Below are 24,118 nucleotides of genomic sequence, written 5' to 3' on the forward strand. Positions count from 1 at the left end.
GTGGGAAGTTCACAGTGCCGGTCGCGATCTGCGGGAGGTCCGGATGGGGTTGGCGTGGCTCGGGATCGATCTCGGCACGCAAGGGGCGCGTGCCCTGCTCGTGACGGCCGACGGCAGCGTCCTCGGCAGCGGTGCGGCGCCGCTGCGGCGCGGGCGGCGGGACGGAGTGCGGCACGAGCAGGATCCGGGGGAGTGGTGGGAGGCGGTGTGCGCGGCCTGCCGGGCGGCCCTCGAAGGCACGGGCACGGGCCTGGGCGGGGTCGCGGTGTGCGGGACCTCCGGGACCGTGCTGCTCACGGACGGCGCCGGGCGCCCGGTGAGCCCGGCGCTGATGTACGACGACGGGCGGGCGGCGGCCGAGGCGGGGCGGCTGCGGTCGGCGGGGCTCGCGGTACAGGACACCTGGGCGCTGCCGAAGGTGCGGTGGCTCGTCGACCGGTACGGGCCGGGCCGGGTGGCGCACCAGCCCGATCTGATCAACGCCCGGCTCGTCGGCGGGCCCGTACCCGCCGACTCCAGCCATGCCCTGAAGACGGCGTACGACGTGGAGCGCGACCGCTGGCCTGACATCACCGGGCTCCCCGCGGGCACCCTCCCGGACGTCGTACGCCCCGGCACCCGGCTCGGTGAGATCGGCGCGGCGGCAGCGGAGGCCACCGGCATCCCGGCCGGCACTCCGGTCGTCGCCGGCATGACGGACGGCTGCGCGGCACAGATCGCCTCGGGGGCACTGCGGGCGGGAGCGTGGAACTCGGTGCTGGGCACCACCCTCGTGCTGAAGGGAGCCGCCGTCGAGCCGGTGCGCGATCCGACCGGCGTGGTCTACAACCACCTGGCGCCGGACGGCACCTGGCTGCCCGGCGGGGCCTCCAGCGTCGGCGCCGGAGTCCTGGCCGCCCGCTTCCCGGGCACCGACCCGGCCGCGCTGGACGCCCGCGCCGCCGCCTTCGAGCCGTCGGGCGCGATCGCCTACCCCCTCGTCTCACCGGGCGAGCGCTTCCCCTTCCACGCCCCGCGCGCCACCGCCCTCCTGCTCGGCGACCCGGTCTCCGACGCCGACCTGTGGGCGGCCCTCCTGCAGGGCGTGGCCTTCGCGGAACGCCTGTGCCTGGACTACCTGCACCACCTCGGCGCCCCGCTGGACGGCCCCCTCACCTTCACCGGCGGTGCGGCCCGCAGCACCTACTGGACCCAACTGCGCGCCGACGTCCTCGGCCGCCCGGCCCGGGTGCCGCGGCGGACGGAACCGGCCCTGGGCATGGCCGCACTGGCCGCGTACGGCACGGGCGCCGCGGCCACACTGGCGGACGCGGCCGAGGGCATGGTCCGGACCGGCACGACGACCGACCCGCGCCCGGACCGGACCGCCCGCTATGCCGAGCCGTACGCCCGGCTGGTGGGGGAGCTGGAGTCCCGGGGCTGGCTGCCGGGGGCGGTGGCGCGGCATGCGCTGGCGCGGCTGCACCGGGATACTCCGGGCTCATGAGTACGACCCTGCTGCTGGCCCGCCACGGCCAGACCGTCTGGCACGCCGAGAACCGGTACGCCGGAGTGAGTGATGTCGGCCTGACCGACGCCGGGCGGGCCCAGGCCGAGGCGCTCGGCCGCTGGGCAGCCGCCCGTCCGGTGGACGCGATCTGGACCTCGCCGCTGTCCCGGGCGATCGCCACCGCCGAGCCGGCCTGCCGCGCCCTCGGCCTCACCCCGCACCGCGAACCCGGGCTGCGCGAGTGCGACTTCGGCGTGGTCGAGGGCCGTACGCTCGCCGAGTTCGAGGCGGAGAACCCCAAGGCGGCGCAGGCCTTTTGCGCCGATCCGGTGGCGCACCCCTTCCCCGGCGCCGAGGACCCGCGCGCCGCCGCCGCCCGCGGCACGGCCGCCCTGCGCCGGATCGCCGCCGCACGCCCCGGCGGGCGGGTCCTCGTCGTCGCGCACAACACCCTGCTCCGGCTGGTGCTGTGCTCGCTCCTGCACATCCCGGTCGCGGAGTACCGCCGCGTCTTGCCGAGGCTGCGCAACACGGCGGTGAGCGAGATCCGCGTCAGCGGCGAGGACACCGCGCTGCTCTCGCTCAACGTGCCCTGCGAGCCGTAGTCAGCGCCGCAGCAGTCCCCGCTCCATGGCCACCACCACCGCCCGCGTCCGGTCGTTGACGTCCAGCTTCGCGAACAGGCGCAGCAGATGCGTCTTGACGGTGGCCTCGGAGATGACCAGGCGGCGGCCGATCTCGGCGTTGGTGAGACCGTCGGCCACCGCGTTCAGGACATCGGTCTCGCGGGCCGTGAGCGGGTCCTGGACCGGGCGCCGCATCCGGGCGACCAGCTTCTCCGCCACCCTGGGTGCGAGCACGGTCTCGCCGCGCGCGGCCGAGCGGATGGCGTCGACCAGCTGTTCCCGGGTGGTGTCCTTGAGCAGATAGCCGATGGCGCCGGCCTCGACACCGCGCTCGATGTCGGCGTCGGTGTCGTAGGTGGTGAGGATCAGCACGCGGGTGCGGGGGTGCCGGGCGACGATCTCGGCCGTCGTCGCGACTCCGTCCAGCACGGGCATGCGCAGGTCGACCAGAGCCACCTCCGGGTCGTGCCGGGCGACGAGTGCGAGGGCGGCACGGCCGTCGCTCGCCTCGCCCACGACCTCGATGTCCTCCTCGCCGTCGAGCAGGGCGATCACCCCGGCGCGCATCACGGTGTGGTCGTCCACCACGACCACCCGCAGCAGCTCTTCGCTCATGCCGGAATCACCGCCAGAATCCGTGTCCCGTCCCCCACCGAACTGGTCACCGTCAGCCGTCCGCCCAGCTCGGCGAGCCGTTTGCGCATCCCGTCGAGCCCGAAGCCCGTCGAGGTCCCCACCACGAACCCGGTGCCGTCGTCGGTCACCTCCAGCTCCACACCGTGCGGCCGCCGGGACAGCACCACCCCGACCGTCGAGGCCCGGGCGTGCTTGCGCACGTTGGCCAGGGACTCCTGGGTGCAGCGCAGCAGCGCGATCCGGGTCTGCTGGTCGCAGTCGAGGTCGACCAGCTCGGCAGCCACGGCCAGACCGGTGTCCTCGGCGAACCGGTCCAGGATCCGTTGCAGGGTCTGCGCCACCGAGCCGGAGTGCGCGCCGCCCGGCGGCCGGCCGGAGCCGACCAGCTCCCTGGCCTCCGCCAGGTTCTCCCGGGCGGTCGACTCGATCGACACCAGCTGCCGGGCGGCGCGCCCGGGATCGGTGGCGAGCCCGGCCCGGGCCGCCTCCGCCAGGACGACGATCGACGCGAAGCCCTGGGCGAGCGTGTCGTGGATCTCGCGCGCCATCCGCTCCCGTTCCTCCGCCGCGCCCTGCCGCAGATGCGCCTCGGTCAGCTCCGCCTGCGTGCGTTCCAACTCCACGATCAGCCGCGCGCGTTCGCTGCTCTGCTCGACCACCGCGCGGGCCCACAGCCCGATCAGTACGCCCACCGCGACCACGATCAGCGTGCCCACGACCGTCTCGCCGAAGAACTCGCCCGACCAGCCCTGCCGCACCCAGCTCCCCAGCAGCGTGCCGGCGGTGGCCAGCCCCAGGAAGGCGAGGGAGATCCGGGGGGTGCGGCCGAACATCCAGTAGTGCGGCAGCGTCACCATGAACAGGGCCGCGTAACTGGTCCGCAGATAGGCCAGCCCGGCCAGCGCGAGCACCAGCACCGCGAGGTACCCGTGCGGCCGTACGACGGGGTTGGCGGGGTGGCGGTCCAGCACCGCGAAGCAGAGGGCCACACTGCCCAGCAGGGCGAGGGCGGCGTACCGGCCGGCGCCGTCGCCCAGGGCGGTGATCCCGACCGCCATCGCGGCGAACAGGACCCAGCACACCGCGTTCCAGCGGCGCAGCGAGGTCGCCCACAGGGCGTCGGCGGGCGGAGCGGCGGATGTGGTCATACCCGTCAACCTACGTCCACCAGGGCCGGGTTCGGGCCGGTGGCGGCGGTCCGGGCCGGCCGTACCGGCCACCAGGTGCGCTCGCCGAGCAGCAGCATAGCCGCCGGGAGGACGAGGACACGGACCACGAAGGCGTCGATCAGCACGGCCGCGGCGAGCACGAATCCGATCTGTTTCATCTCGATGATGTGCAGGAAGACGAAGCTCACGAACACGGTCGTCATCACCACGGCCGCGCTGGTCACCACGCTCGCCGACCGCCGCACCCCGTCGAGTACCGCCTGCCGTGTGGGCGTGCCGGCCAGTACCGCCTCCCGGATTCGGCTGACCACGAACACCTGGTAGTCCATCGACAGCCCGAACAGGATCACGAAGAGGAACAGCGGTACACGTGAACCGATCGAGCCCGTGGAGTGGAAGTCGAGCAGTCCCTCGGCCCAGGTGTGCTGGAAGACGAGGACCAGCAGACCGAGCGCGGCCGCCGCCGACAGCAGGTTCAGCACGACGCCGATCAGGCCGAGGACGACGGAGCGGAACGCGTACAGGGTCATCAGGAACGTCACGAGGAGCAACGCCCCGAGGACGAGCGGGAGTTTGCTCTCCTGGTGGGCCGGATAGTCGGTGTAGCGGGCCACGTCGCCGGTCACGGCGTACCGGGCGCCGGCGACCTTGCCGACGGTGGCGGGCAGGTAGCCGTGCCGCAGCCGGTCCAGGGAGTCGTACGCCTGTGGGGAGTTGCCGAGGTACGGGACCCTCACCTCAAGTGCGCTGGTCCGGTGGTCGGCGGAGGTGCGGATCCGGGAGGCGCCGCTGAACAGCGGGTCGCCGGCGACGCGTCGGGCCAGCTCACGCAGCTCCCCGCCGACCTCGGCGGACCGCGCCGCAGATGCCCGCACGACGACCTGGTGGGTGACCCGGCGCTCGGGGAACGCGTCGTTGAGCCGGTCGTAGACCCGCATCGCGGGGATCGCGCGGGAGTGCGTGTCCCGGCTCATCTCCGTGATCTTCAGTCCGGTGAGCGGGAGGACCAGGGCGAGCAGGGCGAGGAGCGAGGCGCAGAGCGTGGCCAGCGGGTGCCGGGCCGCGGGCCGCAGCAGCGCGGACCAGAACCGGCCGCCGTTCTCGCCCCGGATCCGCCGGGAGGGCTTTCCGTGTGCCGCCCGCCGCCGTGCCCTGCGCTCGGTCCGCCGGCCCAGCACGGTCAGCAGTGCGGGCAGCGCGGTCAGCGAACTGGCCACCGCGACCAGGACGACCACGACCGTGCCGGTGGCGAGCGAGGAGAAGATGACATCCGAGGCCAGATACAGCGTGGCCGTGGAGGCGACGACCGCGAGGCCGGAGACCACGACCGCCCGCCCGGAGGTGGCCGCCGCCATTTCGACCAGCGCCTCACTGCTCAGCCGGCCCCCGCTGCGGGCCCGCTCCTCGCGCTCCCGCTTGAGGTGGAAGAGCGTGTAGTCGACGCCGACCGCGAGGCCGATCATGAGGATGACGTTCGTGCCCACCCCGGTGTCGGGCGTGAGGTGCGAGGCGACCATCGCCAGCCCGACGGCCGCCGCGATCGACGACAGTGCCAGCAGCAGCGGTACGGCGGCCATGGTGAGCGAGCCGAACACGGCCAGCAGGGTGAGCAGGGTGACCGGAAGCGTGATCTTCTCGGAGAGGGCCAGGTCCTCGTCGCGCTGCTGGTCGACCCCCTTGCTGGTGGAGGGGCTGCCGGTCTCCTCCAGCAGCAGCCCGGGGTGGTCCTTCTGGACGGCGGCGGTCTGCGCGAGCAGGGCGTCGACCTTGTCGACCGCGTCCCGTTCCTCGCCCTTGACGGACACCTCCACCATGAGGATGCGGCCGTCCGGGGACCGGACCGGGCCGGCCACGTGCGCGACCTCCGGCAGTCCTCGCATACGGGTGGTCAGCTCCCGCGCGGCCGAGGCGGCGGCCCGTTCGTCCAGGGCACCCGAGCGGGCCGAGATCAGTACCTGTTCGGTGGAGAGGCGTTCCAGGTGCCCGTCGGCGGCCATGGCCTCGGCCCGCCCGGCCTCGCCGACCCGGTAGTCGGCCGTCTTCGCGCTGTCGGTGCCGACGGCGCTGCCGACGCCCAGGCACAACGCCACGAACAGCAGCCAGCCGAGGAGGGCCCGCCAGGGGTGCCGGGCGCTCCAGCGCGCTGCGCGCACAGTGAGTGTGTTCATGCCCAAAAGCCTTGCTGAACAGGGCATTTCAAGGACACGGGTGCTCGGTTGAACTTGGCGTCAGCCGATCGGTGGACCTCAGGGGTGGGGAAAACCCCCGCGAGTCACGTCCTCGCGGGGGTCTTCTTTCATCCGCCTGCCGACGTGAAGGGTGAGAAGACGATCACGAGGCAGGACGTCCCAGGGGGCGAGCGGTGCTCCGCCGCCGTCCTTCGGACCGATCATGACTCTTATTGCGACTAACTTGCAACTACACATTAGCAATAAGAAGACCCCCACGGGTTCACCGAGGGGGTCTTCCGGGACGGAGTGGCGAGGTCAGGACCTGGCGCGCGCCCGCTGCCAGGCGTAGCCCACGGCCGCGAGGAACAGCGTCATCCCGCCGGTCGAGTACAGCTGGACGCGGGTGTCCGGCTCCCGGGCCATGAGCACGAAGATCGCCGCCATGCCGGCCAGGGCGACCCAGGTGAGGACCGGGAAGGCCCACATCCGGACGACCAGCCGCTCCGGTGCCTCCCGCTCGATGCGGCGGCGCAGCAGCAGCTGGGAGACCGCGATGAAGATCCAGACGACCAGGATCACCGCGCCGATCATGTTCAGCAGCCAGGAGAAGACGTCGTCGGGCCGCCAGTAGCTGAGCAGGACGCAGAGGAAGCCGAAGACCGAGGACGTGAGGACGGCGATGCGGGGCACTCCGCCGGAGACCTTCGCCAGGACCTTCGGACCCTGACCGCGCTCCACCAGCGAGTAGGCGATGCGCGAGGAGCCGTAGATGTTGGCGTTCATCGCGGAGAGCAGGGCGACGAGGATGACCACGTTCATCAGCTGGCCGGCGCCGGGAATGCCCAGCTGCTTCAGGGCGGCGACGTACGGGCCGTCCGTCACGACCGCCTCGGCGTCCCACGGGACCAGCGTCACGATGACCGCCATCGAGCCGATGTAGAACAGGGCGATCCGCCACATCGCGGTGCGTACGGCGGATGCCACGCCCTTCACCGGGTTCTCCGACTCCGCCGCCGCGATGGTGACCGTCTCCAGGCCGCCGTAGGCGAACACCGAGGCCAGCAGGCCGATGACCAGGCCCTCGCTGCCGTTCGGGAGGAAGCCGCCCTGACCGGTGAGGTTCGAGGCGCCCGGGGAGTCCGTGCCGGGGAGCACCCCGGCGACGGCCAGCACGCCGAGGACCAGGAACAGGGAGATCGCGCCGACCTTCAGCGCGGCGAACCAGAACTCGAACTCGCCGAAGTTCTTCACGGCGGCGAGGTTCGCGCCGCAGAACACCACCATGAACAGCGCCACCCAGGCCCACTCGGGCGTGCCCGGCAGCCAGCCGGTGACGATGTGGGCAGCGCCGATGCCCTCCAGGCCGACGGCCGTGCACAGCAGGACCCAGAAGGACCAGCCCGCCGTGAAGCCCGCCCAGGGGCCCATCGCCCGCTCGGCGTGCGCGGAGAAGGAGCCCGAGGACGGATACGCGGCCGACATCTCGCCGAGCATCCGCATCACCAGCATCACCAGGAGGCCGGAGAGGGTGTACGCGATCACGATGGACGGACCGGCGGCCGCGATACCGGCGCCGGAGCCGACGAACAGGCCGGCGCCGATCACACCGCCGAGGGCGATCATCGACAGGTGGCGCTGCTTGAGACCGTGGGAGAGAGAGGCGCCGTCCTGCTGTTGCGGTGGCGTCTCGGTCGTGGTGCTGGGCATGGGCACGGCTCGTCCAGTGCAATAGGCGGGTAAAAACGCCCACAGTCTGGGCGGCCCGTCCGCTCACGCGACGGAACCGCCCAGAATGCGGACACCCGTTGTACACAGGGTGAAGCCCTGATTACGCCGCCACGGCCGTGTAGTGCGAGGCGTCCCCCTCGATCGAGTAGCTCTCCTTGCCCTCGATACCGACCGGGACGTCACCGGCCACGGTCACCCGGTGCAGCCGGCGCGGCCTGCCGTCGTAGTTGTCGATGGCGTAGTGCTGGGTGATGCGGTTGTCGAAGAGCACCAGCTGGTTCTCCGACCAGCGCCAGCGCAGGATGTTCTCCGGCCGGGTGACGTACGCCTGGAGCAGGTCCAGGATCCTGCGGGACTCGCCCGCCGACAGGCCGACGATCCGCTGGGCGAACCCGCCGATGAACAGCCCGCGCTCGCCGGTCAGCGGGTGCACGCGGACCACCGGATGGGCGGTGCGGTATGTGATCGAGGTGAACCGGGCGCGCTGGGCCGCCTTCTCCTCGTCGATCTCCTCGTCCGGCACGGCGTAGTCGTAGTCGTTGGTGTGCTCGGCCCACAGGGTGTCGGCCAGCCGGCGCAGCGGCTCGGGCAGATCGCGATAGGCGGCCGCCGCGTTGGCGATCAGGGTCTCGCCGCCGTACGGCGGCACGGTGATGCTGCGCAGGGTGCTGGCCTGCGGCGGGTTGAGGACGAAGGTGACGTCGGTGTGCCAGTGGTTGGCGCGGCCCCGCTCGCTGTCCACGGGCAGCACGTTCGGGGCGCCCTCGACGGCGCCGACCGTCGGGTGGGCGGTGGTGAGGTCGCCGAGGTGACGGGCGAAGGCCTGCTGGCCCGCGTCGTCGAGTGCTCCGGCGTCGAAGACGAGCGCCTTGTGGACGTTCAGGGCCTCGCGGATCGCGGCGACCTGCTCCGGTGCGAGCGGCCCGGTGATGTCGACGCCGGAGACCTGTGCGCCGATGCGTGCGGTGACCTTGGTGATCTCGAGGGACATGGTGGCCGGTCCTTTCAGACGAGGGCTGTGGTGTCGGTGTGCTGGTTGGCGGGGCGGGGCAGGCCGTAGCGTTCCCGCAGGGTCTGCCGGTCGCCGTAGGCGGTGCGCAGCAGGCCTCGGGTGCGCAGCAGCGGTACGACGTGTTCGACGAAGGCCGTGAGGCCGGAGGGCAGCACGGCGGGCATGATGTTGAAGCCGTCGGCGGCGCCCTGGGTGAACCAGGTCTCCACCTGGTCGGCGACCTGCTCGGGCGTCCCGGCGAAGGTGAGGTGCCCGCGGCCGCCGCCGAGCCGGCCGATCAGCTGCCGTACGGTCAGCCGCTCGCGCCGGGCCAGCTCCACCACGAGTGTGTAGCGGCTCTTGGCGCCCTCGATGGCCGACTCGGGCGGCAGGTCGTCGGGGAGCCGGGCATCCAGCTCCAGTGTCCCGGGCGGAAGGCGCAGCAGGGCCTCCAGGCGGCCCACCCCGTGGTCGTACACGATGTGGTCCTCCAGGACCCGCTCGGCCGCCCGCGCCTCGGCCTCCGTGGAGCCGATCACCGGGACGATGCCCGGCAGCACCTTGATGTGGTCGGGGTTCCTGCCCTCCTGGGCGGCACGGGACTTGAGGTCGCCGTAGAAGTCCTGTGCGTCCTTCAGCGTCTGCTGGGCGGTGAACACCGCCTCCGCGTACCGGGCCGCGAACCGCTTGCCGTCCTCTGACGAGCCCGCCTGCACGAGCAGCGGGTACCCCTGGGGTGTGCGCGGCACGTTGAGCGCGCCCTCGACGCTGAAGTAGGTGCCTCTGTGCCGGGGCGGATGGATCTTGGCGTCGTCGCCCCAGACCCCGGCCGCCTTGTCGGCGACGATCGCGTCGTCCTCCCAGCTGTCCCACAGCTTGAGGGCCACATCGAGGAACTCGGCGGCGCGGGCGTACCGCTCGGCGTGCGCGGGCTCGGCGTCCAGGCCGAAGTTGCGGGCGGCCTCCTCGCCTGCGGTGGTGACGATGTTCCAGCCCGCCCGGCCGCCGCTGATGATGTCCAGCGAGGCGAACTTGCGGGCCAGGTTGTAAGGGGAGTTGTAGGAGGTGGAGGCGGTGGCGATCAGGCCGATGTGCTCGGTGGCCGTCGCCAGCGCGGTCAGCAGGGTGAGCGGTTCCAGGGCGCCGGCCGGGCGCTGGGCCAGGTTCGACCACAGCTGGGGGCCGTCGGCGAGGAAGAGCGAGTCGAAGGTGCCGCGTTCGGCGATCCTGGCCAGGCCCACGTAGTGGGCGAGGTCGACGTGCGCGTACGGGTCGCTCTCCGGCAGCCGCCACGAGGCCTCGTGGTGGCCGGTGTTCATCAGGAACGCGTTCAGGTGGAGCCGGCGGGTCATGTGTGGTCCTCCGTCACACCGAGGGCGGCCAGCAGCCGCTCGCGGTATTCGCCCAGCACCGGCTCGCGATAGGAGCGCGGGTGGGGTCGGTCGATGGTCAGGTCGAGGCCGATACGGCCCCGGTCCAGGACGAGGACCCGGTCGGCGAGCACGATCGCCTCGTCCACGTCGTGGGTGACGAGCAGCACGGAGGGCCGGTGGTGCTCCCACAGCTCGCGCAGCAGGTGGTGCATCCGGATCCGGGTGAGCGCGTCCAGCGCCCCGAACGGCTCGTCGGCCAGCAGCAGTTCGGGCTCACGGACCAGCGAGCGGGCGAGCGCCGCACGTTGCGCCTCGCCGCCGGACAGCTCGCCCGGCCAGGCCCGCTCACGGCCCCCCAGGCCGACCTCCGCCAGCGCGGCCCGGCCGCGCTCCTCGGCGTTCTTGCCGTCCAGGCCCAGGAGCACGTTGTCCAGCACCCGGCGCCAGGGCAGCAGCCGGGAGTCCTGGAAGACCACGGACACCCGCTCGGGCGCGGTGAGCCGGCCGCTGCCGGCCACTCCGTGATCGAGCCCGGCGACGGCCCGCAGCAGGGTGGACTTGCCCGAGCCGCTGTGCCCGAGCAGGGCCGTGAACTGCCCTGCGGGCAGGTCGAGATCGATGTCGTCGAGGACCGTGCGGTCGGCGAACGAGCGGGTCAGGCCGCGGAGTCGGACCGCGGGCCGGGTCAGCTGCTCAGTGTGCGGCGCCACGACAGCACCCTCCGTTCGATCAGACGGACCACGCTGTCGGAGACCAGGCCGAAGACGCCGTAGATCAGCAGGCCGACCAGGATGACGTCGCTCTGGCCGTAGTTCTGCGCCTGGAACATCATGTAGCCGAGGCCGCTGGTGGCGTTGATCTGCTCCAGGACCACCAGGCCCAGCCAGGAGCCGGTGACGCCGAGCCGGAGACCCACGAAGAATCCGGGCAGCGCCCCGGGGATCACGATCCGCCGGATGAAGGCGAACCTCGACAGGCCCTGGACCTCGGCGAGTTCGACGTACCGGCTGTCGATGCCGGACAGCGCGGCGTGTGTGTTCAGATAGACGGGGATGTAGACGACGATCGCGATGATGGCGATCTTGAAGGTCTCCCCGATGCCCAGCCAGAGGATGAACAGCGGGATCAGCCCGAGGGTCGGGATCGCCCGGTTGAGCTGCACGGTCCCGTCGATCAGTGCTTCTCCGGCCCGGCTGAGCCCGGAGGCGAGGGCGAGTCCGACCCCGGCGGTCAGGCCGATCGCGAAGCCGTACGCGGCCCGCTCCAGCGAGGTCAGCACGTCCGTCGGCAGCGTGCCGTCGCTCCACAGGCGCCCGGCCGTCCTCAGCACCGTCCAGGGTGCGGGGATCGCACCCGGGTCGAGCTGTCCGGCGGCCGAGGCGGCGGCCCACAGGACGAGCAGCACCAGCGGGCCGGCCAGCCGGGCGGCGGGCACCTGGCGGCCGGGGGAGAGCCGGCGGCGCCGGCGGACCTGGGGGAGTTCCTCGGCGGCCGTCGCCGCCACGGCGGTCGTCGTCGTGGTCACGGCGCTCACTTCCGGTACTCCGCCGGTACGGCCCTGGCGGCGATGGACTCGAAGCGGTGGTCGAAGAGCGAGGAGACGTCGAACTTCTTCACGAAGCCACCCTCGGCGAGCAGATCGGCGGTCTCCTGCTCCCACTTGACCGCCTCGTCCCAGCTGGGCGGGAAGAGAGGCTTGTTGGCGAGAGCGCTGATCGACTTCGCCTGGTCGAGGGTGAGGTTCTGCGTCTTGACGTAGAACTCCTCGTTCCACACATCCGGGTGCTCGTACGTCCATACCTGGCCCTGGGCCCACTGCGGGATGTAGGCGGCGACCGCGGCGGCCTTCGCCGGGTCGTTCAGTACGGACTGCGGCGCCCACAGCAGGTTGAGCAGGTCGACGACGTCGGTGGTGATGGTGCGGGCGCCCCTGGACTCGTACTGCTTGAGGTAGGCGGGCGCCTGGCTGTTGGCCAGCGGTGCCACGTCCACCTGGCCGGACTGCAGGGCGGTCAGGAACTGGTTGCTGGTCAGCGGGACCAGCTTCACGTCGTCGTACTTCAGGCCCGCCTTCTTCAGCGCCCGCAGCAGGACGACGCCCTGGGCCTGCCCCTGGGAGAAGGCGAGCTTCTTCCCCTTGAAGTCCTCGACCGTGCGGATGTCGCTGCCCGGCTTCGTCGCGAAGAGGTAGTTGGGCCTGCGGGTGATGTCGATCGCCACGATCTTCGCGTCGTAGCCCTGGTAGTGCGCCTGGATCGGCGGGATGCCCGCGTTGTTGGCGAGGTCCAGGGACTTGGCGCGGAAGGCGTTGATGACGTCCGGGCCCGCCCCGATGTTCACCCAGTCGGACACCGTGAACGGCAGCTTGGGCAGCTTCGCCAGCTTGAACTGCAGCTGCTGCGTGTTCTGGTACGAGGCGATCTTCAGGTTGGTGCCGGACGGGACCTTGTCGGCGAGCGGCTCGGTGGCGGCGCCCTCGGTGTCGGCGGCGGCACTCCCCTTCGCGCAGCCGCTGAGGCCCGCGACGGCGGCGGACGCGCCGAGCAGGGAGGTGAGAAACAGGCGGCGGTCAAGGCCGGAAGCAGGCGGAGATGAGGACATGGGAGGACTCCCTGGGAGGCACGGAGCGAAAAATCAGACGGAATTGCGGGCAGGCCGAAACGGGCAGGCCGAACGCCGGAAGCGGGGAATACCGGAAGGCGCCGGAAGAAGTGAACTCACGCAGACGGAAACACGCGCTTCATGCGCGGCAACGTGTCAGCAACAGAGGGTGCGACAGCTCGTGAGCGGGTTCATGACCAGCATGTTCCAGGCCATGTGCGACCCCTGTCAACATTCCGAGCTTCTGAATTAAATAGCCTCAGGTGACGCGCCCAGCGGGTCCCGGTACAGCACGTCGAGGGCCACCGATCCGCCCGCCACCGCCAGTACGGAATCCGGGAAACTCGTCGGCAGCACGGCCGCCTCACGGCGAATTCCGGCCGCATCCCTGAGCGCGTGCAGGCAGTCCTCGAAGTGGATGACACCGACCTCGGTCACGACGACGGTCTCCGGGTTGAGCACGTCCAGCAGCAGCCCGGCGGCCCGCCCGGTCGTCCGGGCCCGCTCCACCAGCAGCCGCCGCGCCACCGCGTCGCCTCCCGCCGCCGCGGCCACCACGTGCATCGGGTTCGTCCCGTCGGTCACCCCGGCCGCCCGGGCACGTCGGCACAGCGTCCGCTCGCTCAATTCGACCTGCAGGCAGCCCGTGCGGCCGCACGGGCACGGCTCGGTGCCGCCGGGCACCGGGAGATGGACGATCGCACCGGCCTGCGACCGGGGCCCGTGATGCACCTCGTCGTTGGTGGCGAAGGCCGCGTCGACCACGTTGCCCACGAACAGATGCAGCACGCTGCGGCTTCCCCGAGCCCGCCCGAACATCCGCTCGCCGTTGACCAGCGCCCGTGCGTGCCCGTCCACATGGACCGGCAGCCCGGTGCGGACGCCGAGCACCTCCCGCACCGGCACCTCGCGCCAGCCCAGCAGCTCGTGCTCGACCACGGTGCCCGTCTCCCGGTCCACCCAGCCGCCGACGGCGACCCCGACCCCCAGCGGCCGGCGGTCCGGCGCCTGCGCGAGCAGCTCCGCCAGGCCCTCGCCGGCCCGGGCCAGCACCCGGCCCGGATCGGTCCGCTCGTGCTCCAACCGCCGCTCGGCCACCACCCGTCCTCTCAGGTCCAGCAGCGCGACCGTGGTGTACGGCACGGCCACGTGCACCCCGCCGACCACGAACCGTTCGCTGTCGAGATCGACGGGCACATGCGGCCGGCCGACCCCGTTCGACCGGCGGGGCGTCGCCTCGTCACGGATCAGCCCGAGCCCGCCCAGCCGGGCACAGTGCTCGGTCACCGACGCGGGTGACAGCCCGGTCAGCCGGGCGATGGTGCTGCGCGCCACCGGCCCGTGCTCCAGCACGGACCGCAGCACGACGCTGGCGCTGGTGCGCCGCCGGTCGCGGTCGGCGGCACGGGGAACAGGGGAGACAAGAGTGGATGCCGCGGTACGGGGCATGGAGAACCGTCCTCGGGAACGGGGCCGACACGTCTCGGAAAGGAGAGGCGCCCCGGGGGCCGCCCCTACCCCGGGCGGCGACAGGTGGCCGTGCCCTGGCGTCGCAGGTCGACATAGCGACGCGACGTGAAGTACCGGGCCTGGGCAACCATGTGTTCGAAGCTAGCAAAACGCCCCCACGCTGCCCAGACGGCGACCGACGGGCGAGACGGCAACGACCGTTTGGCGAAACCCTACAGAGGAGCCGATCCGCTCCTTCGTACCGCGGACCACTCCACCTCAGTGACCGGTATCACGCCGTACCCGGTGTAACCCGCATCCTTTGTCCGGAGCCCACCAAGGGCCGGTTCCCGCCTTTGTCGAGCGCTGACGGTGATCGGCGCACGGACGCCGTTATAGCGTCACGGTGTTCCCACCTGCCCACACCATCCGCGGAGTCCCCATGAGCACCGCCAGCGTCGCCGCTCGCCCCGGCACCGTCCTCGCCGACCTTCTTCCCGCGTCCCGTGTGCGCGACGCCGCCCTCGTGCTCGGCGGCGCCGTGCTCACCGGCCTCGCGGCCCAGCTGTCGGTTCCGGTGCCCGGATCCCCGGTTCCGGTGACCGGCCAGACCTTCGCCGCGCTGCTCGTCGGCACCGCGCTCGGTGCCCGCCGCGGCTTCCTCTCCCTGGCCCTGTACGCCGTCGCGGGCGTTGTCGGTGTGCCGTGGTTCGCGGGCGGCGCCTCCGGCTCGGGCGCCGTCTCCTTCGGCTACATCATCGGCATGCTGCTCGCCTCCGCGGCCGTGGGCGCGCTGGCCCGCCGCGGCGCCGACCGCTCCCCGCTGCGCATGGCGGGCACGATGATCCTCGGCGAGGCGATCATCTACGCCGTCGGCGTTCCCTACCTGGCCCTGGCCGCCGACATGTCCGCCTCCCAGGCGATCTCCCTCGGCCTCACCCCGTTCCTCATCGGCGACGCCCTCAAGGCCGCCCTGGCGATGGGCGCGCTGCCCACCGCCTGGAAGTTCGTCAGCAAGCGCTGACGCCGCAGTTCCTGCAGAAGAGGCTCGCCGGGTCGTACAGCTCCTTGCCCCCGGCGAGCCTCTTGCGCGTCTCGGGGTCGTACAGCCCCGGTCCCCGGCCCCGAGGGCGAAGTCCAGCGACCGGCCGAGGGTGTCGTCCGCCGGCAGCGCGAACGCCGGGTGGAGGAGAAGGAGGCCTGCGCTGTCGTCCGCGAAGGTCATGACGCACACGATGGCCGCATGACCTGACAGCCTCCGTCAGGTCATGCGGCCATAGTCCGCTCAGCTCACACCTCCTGCCGCCGCCGCTGCGACCACCACACTCCGGCCGCGCCGGCCGCGATCAGTGCGGCGCCCGCGGCGCCCAGGGGCAGCACGTCGCGCCCCACACCGGTCTTCGGCAGCTCGTCGCCGCCGGGTGCGACCGGTTTGTTGTCGGTGCCGAGCAGCAGCGGGGTGGCCGGGGCGTTCGGCGACGGGTTGGTCGTGCCGAAGGGCACCGGGCCCTGCTGCCAGAAGGTCTTCTTCCCGTCCGTGGTCTGCACGGGCAGACAGATCTTCCCGGCCTTGCTCAGGTCGTACGTGGCCTGTACCGCGTACGACTTGGACTTCCCGGCCGCGAGCGGACCGACCGGGCAGCTGAAACCGCTGTTCGAACCTTCCGGCAGGTCCTTTTCCGCGATCGCCGAGCAGCCCTGCACCCCCGTGACCTTCAGTCCGTCGAATCCGACCACCAAAAGCCGGATGTCGCCGCTGTCCTCGGTGCCCTCGTTCTTCACGGTGGCGGTAATCGCTGTCTTTTTCGAACTGTTGTCGACCGAGATCTTCTCCGGCAGCAGTGTGCGCAGCCGCACGCCCGTCGGTGCCGCGTCGACCGCCTTTCCTCCCTTGTCGCTGCCCGGTCCCTGGTCATCGGCAACGGCTGTGCAGGCAAGCACCAGCACGGCCGAGAATGATGCCGTGGCCAGCGATCCCGCGATGCCCGCCCTGCGACGAGAACTCATGTTCGCCCCCCTTGCAACCCCCTGGACTGCGCCTGAATTCGCAGTACTTGAAGAGGTACCACAAGATTTCCCCGCACTATGCTGGTACGGCGCGAAGTGTGACCGTTGTGTTTCCGCAGAGACGGTCGTTGAGGGGGGTGCGGGGCATTGCCGGGAATTATGGGGGAAGCGGGAGAGTCGGGGGCCGGCGGGATTCCGGGGCTGCTGGTGAACACGCGCTATCGGCTGGTCGAAAGCATCGGCCAGGGGGGAATGGGGCGTGTGTGGCGAGCCGTCGACGAAATACTCGACCGACTGGTCGCGGTGAAGGAAATACGCATCGACGGCCATGACGCGGAGGACATCCGCACCCGCCGCGAGCGCACCCTGCGCGAGGGCCGGGCGACCGCCCGGATCGACCACCCCAACGTCGTGCGCGTCTACGACGTGGTGGACGAGGGCGAACGCCTCTGGATCGTCATGGAGTTGGTCCCCGGCCGCTCGCTGGAGCGCATCATGACGGAGGAGGGTCCGCTCGGCCCGCGCGAGACCGCACGCATCGGCCTCGGCCTGGTGGCGGCCCTGCGCCAGGTGCACGCCGGGGGAGTCCTGCACCGGGACATCAAACCGGGCAACGTCCTGGTCGAGAGCCGGGCGGGCCGCGTGGTCCTCACGGACTTCGGCATCGCGGCGATCCAGGACGCCAAGGCGCTCACCATGGTGGGCATGCTCGTCGGCTCCCCCGACTACATGGCCCCCGAGCGCGTCTCCGGCCGCCGCCAGGGCCCGCCGTCCGACCTGTGGTCGCTCGGCGCCACCCTCTGCGCGGCCCTGTCGGGCCACTCCCCGTTCGCCCGTGACACGACCCTGGCCACCCTGCACGCGGTCCTCTACGAGGAGCCCCGGCTCCCGACGTCGGCAGGCCCGCTGCACACCGTCCTCACCGCCCTCCTGGGCAAGAATCCGTCGACTCGCCCCACCCTCACGGAGGTGGAGACGGCGCTGCGAGCGGTGGCGTATCCGCCGATACCGACGCACCCGTTCCGGGAGCCGCCCACCGTGGGGGGCGGACCCGCAAAGAGCGAGGCGGTGGGCCGGGTCCCGGACGAGGGCCGGGCCGGGCCGGAAGCCGCCCCGCCCGGCCGGCCGTCCCCGAGCACCCCCACCGGCGAGTCGCCGGTCCGTGCCGGCGGCGGCCCGGCTTCCCTTTCCTCCGGTGGCGGCCCCGCTTCCCTTCCCTCCGGCGGCGGACACCCTCCCGCTCCTGCTCCCGCCGGGGGCGGACCCGTGTCCGCGAGCGACGGCCCTGCCCCGGTCCGCAGTGGCACGGACCCTGTCGGTGGCGGACCCGTTCTTGCTCCCGTCCCCGCCGCCGACGCCGTTGCGGGTCGAGTCGGTTCGAGGCCCGAGGGGCCCGAGGGGATCGGGGGCGGGCCGGTGGGGCCGTCCGGTGTCTCTCTCGCCCGATCCCGGGCGGTGACCGAGCGACGTGCGGGCGTGCCGTTCGAAGCGGGCGGGGCGACTGAAGCGCCTGCCGGGCCCCACTCCCGTCGTACCGCGCTCTTCGCCGTGCTCGGGGTCGTCGCCGTCGGTGTCGTGGTCGCCGTACTGCTCGCCACTTCCGGTGCAGGCGGACGGCGGGAGGGTGCGCGCGGGGGAACCGCCACGGCCTCCTCGCACGCGGCCGTCTCCCCGACCGTCGAGGAGACCACCCGGCCGCACAGCCCACCGCCCGGTGCGCGGACGGAGGCGGGCGGGTTCGCGTGGGTGCCGCCGCGGGGGTGGCGGCGGGATGTGAAGACGGGCGCCGAGGTGCACTACACCTCGCCCGACGGCCGGCAGGAACTCGTCGGCAAGTCCGCACTGGCCCGGGGGGACCTCCTGGACACCTGGCGGCGATCGGAGAAGGACGCCCAGCGGGGACGGGACTACGTCAAGATCCGGCTGGGGGAGACCAGCTTCCAGGGACACCCGGCGGTTGTCTGGGAGTACACCTTCACCCTCAGGGGCACCCCCTGGCACGCCCGCCTGCTCGGCTTCGACGCGGACGGGAAGTCGTACCAGATCAACACCTGGTACCAGCCGGAGATCGAAGCACAGGCCCTGAAGACGTACAGCACGGTGAAGGAGACCTTCACCGTGCTGTGAGTCGGGAGGAGGGCAGGTCAGACCGTGGGGACCTTGTCCTCGACCTCGGCCTCGACCGCGGGCGCCTCGGTCGCGCGGCCCGCCGTCATCTTCTGCTTCACGAAGGCGATCACCAGCACGACCGCCGCGACCATCAGGGACAGCAGCACGGTCGTACGACCGCTGCTCGCACCCTTGGTGTCGGTCAGCATGTAGCCGAGGACGAACACGATCAGTCCGGCCGTCGCCCAGGTCAGGTACGGGTACAGCCACATCTTCACGACGAGCTTCTCCGGCGCCTCGCGCTGGATGATCTTCCGCATCCGCAGCTGCGAGAAGCAGATCACCAGCCACACGAACAGCGCCACCGCGCCACTGGAGTTGACCAGGAAGAGGAAGATCTTGTCCGGCGACAGGTAGTTGAAGAAGACGGCGACGAAGCCGAACACGACCGACGCGAGGATCGCCGTCATCGGCACGCCCCGGGACGTGGTGCGGGCGAACGCCTTCGGGGCGTCACCGCGCTGACCGAGCGAGAAGGCCATGCGGGAGGCCGTGTACAGGCCCGAGTTCAGGCAGGACAGCACCGAGGTGAGCACGATGAAGTTCATGATCTCACCGGCGTGCGCGATGCCGAGGGAGTCCAGGGCGGCGACGTACGAGCCGTCCTTGGCGATCGAGGCGGCGTCCCACGGCAGCAGCGAGACGACGACCAGGATCGAGCCCAGGTAGAAGACGCCGATACGCCAGATGATGCTGTTGGTCGACTTGGTCACGGCGCGCTGCGGGTTCTCCGACTCGCCGGCCGCCAGGGTCGCGATCTCGCTTCCCATGAAGGAGAAGACGACCAGCAGCACACCGGTGAGGATCGCGCCGGGGCCGTGCGGCAGGAAGCCGCCGTGCGAGGTCAGGTTGGAGAAGGTCGCCTGCTCGGCGTGCACGCCCGGCAGGACGCCGAAGATGGCCAGCAGACCGACGACGATGAACGCGCCGATCGCCACGACCTTGATGCCGGCGAACCAGAATTCGAACTCGCCGTAGGAGCTGACCGAGACCAGGTTGGTCGCGGTCAGGACGAGCATCACGATGAGCGCCCAGCCCCACTGCGGTACGGCAGGGATCCAGCCCTCGAGGATCTTCGCGCCGGCGGTGGCCTCCACGGCCAGCACGACGACCCAGAAGAACCAGTACAGCCAGCCGATGGAGAAGCCGGCCCAGCGTCCGAGCGCACGGTCGGCGTGCGCGGAGAAGGAACCGGAGGTGGGATTGGCGGCCGACATCTCGCCGAGCATGCGCATCACCAGCACGACGAGCGTGCCGACGAGGGCGTACGAGAGGAGGATGCCCGGTCCCGCGGTAGCGATACCGGAACTGGAACCGACGAAGAGGCCGGCTCCGATGACACCACCGATCGCGATCATCGAGAGATGGCGGTTTTTCAGTCCTGCTTGGAGGCCCGAACCAGGGGTCATGGACGGATTTCCTTTGCGCCAGGTGAGCTGCCCGCACGAGCGGTGTACGAGCCGGTCCAGTGAATCGGAGGTGAACGGATTCGGGAACCTCTGAATCCGGATTGTTACTTGAGCTTTCCTTGAGGTTCTATGGCTCAGCTCACGTTTTTCGCCTCGAACACCCGAGGCTGCCGCCCCGGAACAGGCGTGTCACACTCGTCCCATGCGCGTGTATCTCGGCTCCGACCATGCGGGCTACGAACTCAAGAACCACCTCGTCGAATGGCTCACGGCGGCGGGGCACGAGCCCGTCGACTGCGGGCCCCTCATCTACGACGCCCAGGACGACTACCCTCCCTTCTGCCTGCGTGCCGCGGAGAAGGCGGCGGCGGACCCCGAGGCTCTCGGCATCGTGATCGGCGGCTCCGGCAACGGGGAGCAGATCGCCGCCAACAAGGTGAAGGGCGTGCGCGCGGCGCTGGCCTGGAGCGAGGAGACGGCGGCACTGGGGCGGCAGCACAACGACGCCAACGTCGTGGCCGTGGGTGCGCGGATGCACAGCACGGAGGAGGCGACCAAGTTCGTCGAGGTCTTCCTCAACACCCCGTTCTCCGGTGACGAGCGTCACATCCGCCGCATCGACATGCTGGCGGCGTACGAAACGACCGGCGACCTGCCTCCCGTCCCGGCCCACCACCCGCAGCAGTAGCCGGCACCCCCGACCCGCTCGGCCGCCGAGCCCGGTCCCGCCCCTGCCGCACACCCGCCCGGCCGACCCGGCCGGCCGGGAGGTGCGGGCGAGGGGCGGGGCGAGGCTGTGTGCGGACGGGTGGGAGTTGAACGGCAGGAAAGGACACCTCGGCCTTGCCAGAGGGGCACACCATTCACCGGCTGGCCCAGGACTACGCCGGCCGCTTCCAGGGCGCCGCCATGCGGGTGACCAGCCCTCAGGGCAAGTTCTCCGACGCGGCCGACCTGCTGAACGGCGCCCTCCTCACCGGCACCGAGGCCCACGGAAAGCACCTCTTCCTCCGGTTCCGGGACGCCGACTGGGTCCATATCCACCTCGGCCTCTTCGGCAAGGTCGACTTCGGCCCGGCCCCCGCACCCCCGCCCGCCGACACCGTCCGGCTCCGTCTCGCCGACGACACCTCGTACGTCGATCTGCGCGGCCCCACCACCTGCGCGCTCATCACGGACGCCGAGAAGCGGGCGATACACGACCGGCTCGGCCCCGACCCGCTGCGCGAGGACGCCGACCCGGCCGCCGCCCACGCCCGCGTCCGCCGCAGCCGTACGACGATCGCGGCACTGCTGATGGACCAGAAGGTCATCGCCGGTGTGGGCAACGTCTACCGCGCCGAGGTCCTCTTCCGGCACCGCATCGATCCCTACCGTCCGGGCAGGGACATCACCGCGGCCGAGTGGGACGCCCTCTGGGCCGACCTCGTCGCGCTCATGCGCGAGGGCGTGCGCAACAACCGCATCGACACCGTCCGCCCCGAGCACACCCCCGAGGCCATGGGCCGCCCGCACCGCGTGGACGACCACGGCGGTGAGGTGTACGTCTACCGCCGGGCCACCCTGCCCTGCCACATCTGCGGCACCGGGATCCGCACGGCCGACCTGGCCGCCCGCAATCTCTTCTGGTGCCCGACCTGCCAGAAACCCTGACCGGAGGCCAGGGCCTGTCCGCCGGACAGGCCCTGGTGCCGCGGCACTAGAAGCCGTGCGGCAGCCACGGCACGACCGGTGAGCCGAACGCCACCGACGCCTCCGCCAGCGCCCCAGGCCGCAGCTCCCGTACCCGCCCGGCCGCCGCCAGCGACAGCAGGCTCACGCCGCCGAGATAGGCCGCGCCCAACTCCCGTACGGACAGGGCGAGATCGGCCGCATCGGTCGTGCGCTCGCAGGACGCGCCCTTGCCGTCGCCGGTCAGTCGCCAACGCCCCGTGTTCCAGGGGCAGAAGGCGTCCTCGACCTCGAACACGACGTCCACCGCCGCCTGGTAGGTGCGCGCCGACAGGGCCGTACCGACGTCGACGAGACGGACGTGGCACGAGTCCCGCATGCGCGGCCGGCAGCGCCGGATGTCGGAGGCCAGGTACTGCCAGGCGTCGTCGAGCGGCCGACCCCGCACGGTCAGGGTCGACATCAGGTCGATGTCGAAGAGGAATCGCCACAGCGCGGCATCGGTCGCCGGGTCCAGCGCGGCGAGGTCCTCCAGCGACACCGTGCCGTCGTGCCCGCTCGGCCCCCAGCCGAGCTTGGTGCGGAAGCGGGCGTACCCGGTGACCTCGCCGTCCCGCTCGGCCACCACGCACTGCAGCGCCGACGCCCCGTTCCGCTCGCTCTCCGGGTCGAGCAGCCCCGCCCGCTCCCAGCCGGGCTGCCGGGCCAGCATCCCGGGACGGCGCGGCACCAGCGCCGCGTACACCGCCTCGCACTCGGCCAGGACGTCGGAGGGCTTCGCGTACCTCAGCCGCACGTCCTCGGTGCCGGCGGGCAGGTCCAGCGTCACCCGGCCCGTGTCGATCTCGGCGTGCAGCTGGAACGCCGCGGCGCCGTACCCGAACCGGCCGTAGATCGCCGGTTCGGAGGCGGTCAGTGCCGCCAGGGGTTCGCCCAGCGCGCGCAGGTCGTCCAGCTGGCGCCGCATCATCGAGGTCAGCACCCCGCGCCGCCGGTGCGTGGCGGCCACGCTCACCATGGTGACGCCCGCGGTGGGCACCAGGGCCCCGCCCGGCACGGTCATCCGGAAGCTGAACGCCCCCGCCGTCCCCACGCACACGTCCCCGTCCCAGGCGGCCAGGGAACGGTCGAACTCGGTGAGTGATTTGTCCAGTTCGCGCTCTTCGGTCGACGCCGGGCCGGCGCCGAAGGCGCGGATCAGGTTGTCCCACCATCCGTCCCACTCGTCGGGACGCAGCACCTTCAGCTCGGTCGAACGGTCAGTCGCCATGAGTCATGCCTATCAGGGCATTGCGGGGCGAGCCAGCGAATTTCTCCCGGGCGGCGGTGCGATGGCCCTCCGTGCCGTTCACTGTGTAGTTGAACCGCGAAGTTGAGCCTCTCACGGGGGACAAGTGGGACCTCCCGTGCCAAGCGGCTGGTCCGATGGATAGGGTCCCGAACTAATGGCAGCAGGACGAGAGCGGCGCGCGAAGGCCGAGACGTTCACGGCCCGGTGGAAGATGCAGTGGCACCGGGCCCGCGTAGGCCTGCGCAGAAGCGCAGTGGACTACTTCCGGGGCGACGGCTCGGACTGGATCGCGCTCGCCGGTCTGCTGCTGACCATCCCCGTCCTCGCGGCCATGACCCTCGCCAACTCGGTGTGGTGCTCCCCGGCCACCCTGGTGCTGCCGATCGTCGCGGGCGGCCTGCTGCTGCGCCCCGCGAGCCTGCTCGGCCTCTACGCGGCGGGGGCCTCCGCGCTGATCGTGGAGTCGGTGCGGCTCGGCCCGTACACCGAGGGGCCCTCGCGGGTCACCCCGGGCGTGGTCCTGGTGGTCGCCGCGTGCGGCTTCTTCGGTCTGCTGACCGCGCAGTTCCGCAGCCGGGTCGGCGTGCCGTGGCGGCGCGGCGGCACCATGCTCTTCGACCTGCGCGAGCGGATCCGGGTGCAGAGCAAGCTGCCGAAGCTGCCGCACGGCTGGCACCACGAGATGGCGCTGCGCCCGGCGGGCGGACAGTCCTTCTCGGGCGACTTCGTCGTCGCGGCCCGTACGAACGGCGGCCGCACCATGGAGGTCGTCCTCACGGACGTCTCCGGCAAGGGCATGGACGCGGCCTCGCGCGCGCTGCTGCTGTCGGGGGCCTTCGGAGGCCTGCTGGGCTCCCTTCCCCCGCACGCCTTCCTCCCGGCCGCCAACGGCTACCTGCTCCGCCAGGACTGGGACGAGGGCTTCGCCACCTCCATCCACCTGGTCCTCGATCTGGACTCCGGGGACTACGAGCTGTACTCGGCCGGTCATCCGCCGGGGCTCCAGCTGAGCGCGGGCAGCGGCCGCTGGGAGGAGAAGGTCGCCGACGGTCCGCTGCTGGGCGTGTACGACCTCGCCCAGTTCGACCCCGTGAAGGGCTCGCTGCGGCCCGGGGACGTGTTGATGCTGTTCACGGACGGTCTGGTGGAGACCTCCGACCGGGACATCGTGGAGGGCATCGACCGTCTCACCGGCGAGGCCGACCGCTATGTCGCCGGTGGCTTCCACGGCGCCGCCTGGCACCTCATCGAGGCGGTCGCGAAGGACGTCAACGACGACCGGGCGCTGCTGCTGATCTGCCGGCAGGGGGCGACGGTGGCGCGCTGAGCCGCCGGGTA

At 71.7% G+C, this 24,118-nt stretch carries 20 protein-coding genes; 7 read left to right on the forward strand and 13 right to left on the reverse strand.

What is annotated here, in order from left to right; all coding sequences use genetic code 11:
- The first annotated feature begins 43 nt into the window (after positions 1-43).
- Both ACIRU3_RS05270 and ACIRU3_RS05275 read left to right on the forward strand, forming a co-directional pair.
- Positions 44-1,486, forward strand: a complete 1,443-nt coding sequence (locus ACIRU3_RS05270) for an FGGY-family carbohydrate kinase (protein ID WP_404051590.1) — start codon at positions 44-46, stop codon at positions 1,484-1,486.
- Complete coding sequence (locus ACIRU3_RS05275; protein WP_404051592.1) at positions 1,483-2,094, forward strand: histidine phosphatase family protein; 612 nt, start codon at positions 1,483-1,485, stop codon at positions 2,092-2,094. The genes ACIRU3_RS05270 and ACIRU3_RS05275 overlap by 4 nt, the downstream gene beginning before the upstream one ends.
- On the opposite strand, the gene ACIRU3_RS05280 is transcribed toward ACIRU3_RS05275, so the two are convergent.
- From ACIRU3_RS05280 to ACIRU3_RS05325, 10 genes are all read right to left on the reverse strand, one after another.
- Complete coding sequence (locus tag ACIRU3_RS05280; protein WP_404051595.1) at positions 2,095-2,730, reverse strand: response regulator; 636 nt, start codon at positions 2,728-2,730, stop codon at positions 2,095-2,097.
- On the reverse strand, positions 2,727-3,899 hold the full coding sequence (locus ACIRU3_RS05285; protein WP_404051598.1) for a sensor histidine kinase: 1,173 nt from the start codon (positions 3,897-3,899) through the stop codon (positions 2,727-2,729). The genes ACIRU3_RS05280 and ACIRU3_RS05285 overlap by 4 nt, the downstream gene beginning before the upstream one ends.
- Before the next feature lie 5 nt (positions 3,900-3,904).
- A complete protein-coding gene (locus ACIRU3_RS05290) occupies positions 3,905-6,088 on the reverse strand; it encodes an MMPL family transporter (RefSeq protein ID WP_404051601.1) in 2,184 nt (727 codons plus the stop codon).
- A 318-nt stretch (positions 6,089-6,406) separates the two neighbouring features.
- Complete coding sequence (locus tag ACIRU3_RS05295) at positions 6,407-7,798, reverse strand: amino acid permease (RefSeq protein WP_404051604.1); 1,392 nt, start codon at positions 7,796-7,798, stop codon at positions 6,407-6,409.
- A 121-nt stretch (positions 7,799-7,919) separates the two neighbouring features.
- On the reverse strand, positions 7,920-8,810 hold the full coding sequence (locus ACIRU3_RS05300) for a TauD/TfdA dioxygenase family protein (RefSeq protein WP_404051606.1): 891 nt from the start codon (positions 8,808-8,810) through the stop codon (positions 7,920-7,922).
- 14 nt (positions 8,811-8,824) lie between these two features.
- Positions 8,825-10,162, reverse strand: a complete 1,338-nt coding sequence (locus tag ACIRU3_RS05305) for an LLM class flavin-dependent oxidoreductase (protein ID WP_404051609.1) — start codon at positions 10,160-10,162, stop codon at positions 8,825-8,827.
- Complete coding sequence (locus ACIRU3_RS05310) at positions 10,159-10,893, reverse strand: ABC transporter ATP-binding protein (protein ID WP_404051611.1); 735 nt, start codon at positions 10,891-10,893, stop codon at positions 10,159-10,161. Before ACIRU3_RS05310 ends, ACIRU3_RS05305 begins: the two co-directional genes overlap by 4 nt.
- Positions 10,869-11,717: an ABC transporter permease gene (locus ACIRU3_RS05315; RefSeq protein ID WP_404051614.1), complete on the reverse strand. Its 849-nt coding sequence runs from the start codon at positions 11,715-11,717 to the stop codon at positions 10,869-10,871. Before ACIRU3_RS05315 ends, ACIRU3_RS05310 begins: the two co-directional genes overlap by 25 nt.
- Positions 11,714-12,784: an ABC transporter substrate-binding protein gene (locus ACIRU3_RS05320; protein ID WP_404051617.1), complete on the reverse strand. Its 1,071-nt coding sequence runs from the start codon at positions 12,782-12,784 to the stop codon at positions 11,714-11,716. The genes ACIRU3_RS05315 and ACIRU3_RS05320 overlap by 4 nt, the downstream gene beginning before the upstream one ends.
- Before the next feature lie 249 nt (positions 12,785-13,033).
- Positions 13,034-14,233 (reverse strand): ROK family protein, encoded by a 1,200-nt coding sequence (locus tag ACIRU3_RS05325; protein WP_404051620.1) that lies wholly within the window; start codon positions 14,231-14,233, stop codon positions 13,034-13,036.
- Between the two features lie 442 nt (positions 14,234-14,675).
- Between ACIRU3_RS05325 and ACIRU3_RS05330 the strand changes: the two genes are divergently transcribed.
- Complete coding sequence (locus ACIRU3_RS05330) at positions 14,676-15,257, forward strand: biotin transporter BioY (protein ID WP_404051623.1); 582 nt, start codon at positions 14,676-14,678, stop codon at positions 15,255-15,257.
- Positions 15,258-15,523: 266 nt separating this feature from the next.
- Here the strand turns inward: ACIRU3_RS05330 and ACIRU3_RS05335 are convergent, their stop codons facing one another.
- Positions 15,524-16,240, reverse strand: a complete 717-nt coding sequence (locus tag ACIRU3_RS05335; protein WP_404051626.1) for an LPXTG cell wall anchor domain-containing protein — start codon at positions 16,238-16,240, stop codon at positions 15,524-15,526.
- 159 nt (positions 16,241-16,399) lie between these two features.
- Here ACIRU3_RS05335 and ACIRU3_RS05340 point away from each other — a divergent pair, with 159 nt between their 5' ends.
- Entirely contained in the window at positions 16,400-18,367 is a 1,968-nt protein-coding gene (locus ACIRU3_RS05340; RefSeq protein ID WP_404051629.1) for a protein kinase, read from the forward strand.
- Between the two features lie 17 nt (positions 18,368-18,384).
- Here ACIRU3_RS05340 and ACIRU3_RS05345 read toward each other — a convergent pair whose 3' ends face one another.
- Positions 18,385-19,818 (reverse strand): amino acid permease, encoded by a 1,434-nt coding sequence (locus tag ACIRU3_RS05345; RefSeq protein WP_404051632.1) that lies wholly within the window; start codon positions 19,816-19,818, stop codon positions 18,385-18,387.
- 202 nt (positions 19,819-20,020) lie between these two features.
- Here ACIRU3_RS05345 and ACIRU3_RS05350 point away from each other — a divergent pair, with 202 nt between their 5' ends.
- Both ACIRU3_RS05350 and ACIRU3_RS05355 read left to right on the forward strand, forming a co-directional pair.
- Entirely contained in the window at positions 20,021-20,506 is a 486-nt protein-coding gene (locus ACIRU3_RS05350) for a ribose-5-phosphate isomerase (protein ID WP_404051634.1), read from the forward strand.
- A gap of 155 nt (positions 20,507-20,661) precedes the next feature.
- Complete coding sequence (locus ACIRU3_RS05355) at positions 20,662-21,471, forward strand: Fpg/Nei family DNA glycosylase (protein ID WP_404051636.1); 810 nt, start codon at positions 20,662-20,664, stop codon at positions 21,469-21,471.
- Between the two features lie 46 nt (positions 21,472-21,517).
- Here ACIRU3_RS05355 and ACIRU3_RS05360 read toward each other — a convergent pair whose 3' ends face one another.
- Complete coding sequence (locus ACIRU3_RS05360; RefSeq protein WP_404051639.1) at positions 21,518-22,759, reverse strand: GNAT family N-acetyltransferase; 1,242 nt, start codon at positions 22,757-22,759, stop codon at positions 21,518-21,520.
- A gap of 175 nt (positions 22,760-22,934) precedes the next feature.
- On the opposite strand from ACIRU3_RS05360, the gene ACIRU3_RS05365 reads away from it, so the two are divergent.
- Positions 22,935-24,107, forward strand: coding sequence for a PP2C family protein-serine/threonine phosphatase (locus ACIRU3_RS05365; RefSeq protein ID WP_404051642.1), 1,173 nt, complete (start codon positions 22,935-22,937; stop codon positions 24,105-24,107).
- Positions 24,108-24,118 lie beyond the last annotated feature (11 nt).

It is taken from the genome of Streptomyces sp. NPDC101151, from assembly GCF_044768335.1.
Classification (GTDB): Bacteria; Actinomycetota; Actinomycetes; order Streptomycetales; family Streptomycetaceae; genus Streptomyces.

Excerpts from the sequence above, each read along its gene's own strand:
- ACIRU3_RS05270 (WP_404051590.1), top strand. The coding sequence starts at position 44 with ATGGGGTTGGCGTGGCTCGGGATCGATCTCGGCACGCAAGGGGCGCGT.
- ACIRU3_RS05275 (WP_404051592.1), top strand. The coding sequence starts at position 1,483 with ATGAGTACGACCCTGCTGCTGGCCCGCCACGGCCAGACCGTCTGGCAC.
- ACIRU3_RS05280 (WP_404051595.1), bottom strand. The coding sequence starts at position 2,730 with ATGAGCGAAGAGCTGCTGCGGGTGGTCGTGGTGGACGACCACACCGTG.
- ACIRU3_RS05285 (WP_404051598.1), bottom strand. The coding sequence starts at position 3,899 with ATGACCACATCCGCCGCTCCGCCCGCCGACGCCCTGTGGGCGACCTCG.
- ACIRU3_RS05290 (WP_404051601.1), bottom strand. The coding sequence starts at position 6,088 with ATGAACACACTCACTGTGCGCGCAGCGCGCTGGAGCGCCCGGCACCCC.
- ACIRU3_RS05295 (WP_404051604.1), bottom strand. The coding sequence starts at position 7,798 with ATGCCCAGCACCACGACCGAGACGCCACCGCAACAGCAGGACGGCGCC.
- ACIRU3_RS05300 (WP_404051606.1), bottom strand. The coding sequence starts at position 8,810 with ATGTCCCTCGAGATCACCAAGGTCACCGCACGCATCGGCGCACAGGTC.
- ACIRU3_RS05305 (WP_404051609.1), bottom strand. The coding sequence starts at position 10,162 with ATGACCCGCCGGCTCCACCTGAACGCGTTCCTGATGAACACCGGCCAC.
- ACIRU3_RS05320 (WP_404051617.1), bottom strand. The coding sequence starts at position 12,784 with ATGTCCTCATCTCCGCCTGCTTCCGGCCTTGACCGCCGCCTGTTTCTC.
- ACIRU3_RS05325 (WP_404051620.1), bottom strand. The coding sequence starts at position 14,233 with ATGCCCCGTACCGCGGCATCCACTCTTGTCTCCCCTGTTCCCCGTGCC.
- ACIRU3_RS05330 (WP_404051623.1), top strand. The coding sequence starts at position 14,676 with ATGAGCACCGCCAGCGTCGCCGCTCGCCCCGGCACCGTCCTCGCCGAC.
- ACIRU3_RS05335 (WP_404051626.1), bottom strand. The coding sequence starts at position 16,240 with ATGAGTTCTCGTCGCAGGGCGGGCATCGCGGGATCGCTGGCCACGGCA.
- ACIRU3_RS05340 (WP_404051629.1), top strand. The coding sequence starts at position 16,400 with ATGGGGGAAGCGGGAGAGTCGGGGGCCGGCGGGATTCCGGGGCTGCTG.
- ACIRU3_RS05345 (WP_404051632.1), bottom strand. The coding sequence starts at position 19,818 with ATGACCCCTGGTTCGGGCCTCCAAGCAGGACTGAAAAACCGCCATCTC.
- ACIRU3_RS05350 (WP_404051634.1), top strand. The coding sequence starts at position 20,021 with ATGCGCGTGTATCTCGGCTCCGACCATGCGGGCTACGAACTCAAGAAC.
- ACIRU3_RS05360 (WP_404051639.1), bottom strand. The coding sequence starts at position 22,759 with ATGGCGACTGACCGTTCGACCGAGCTGAAGGTGCTGCGTCCCGACGAG.
- ACIRU3_RS05365 (WP_404051642.1), top strand. The coding sequence starts at position 22,935 with ATGGCAGCAGGACGAGAGCGGCGCGCGAAGGCCGAGACGTTCACGGCC.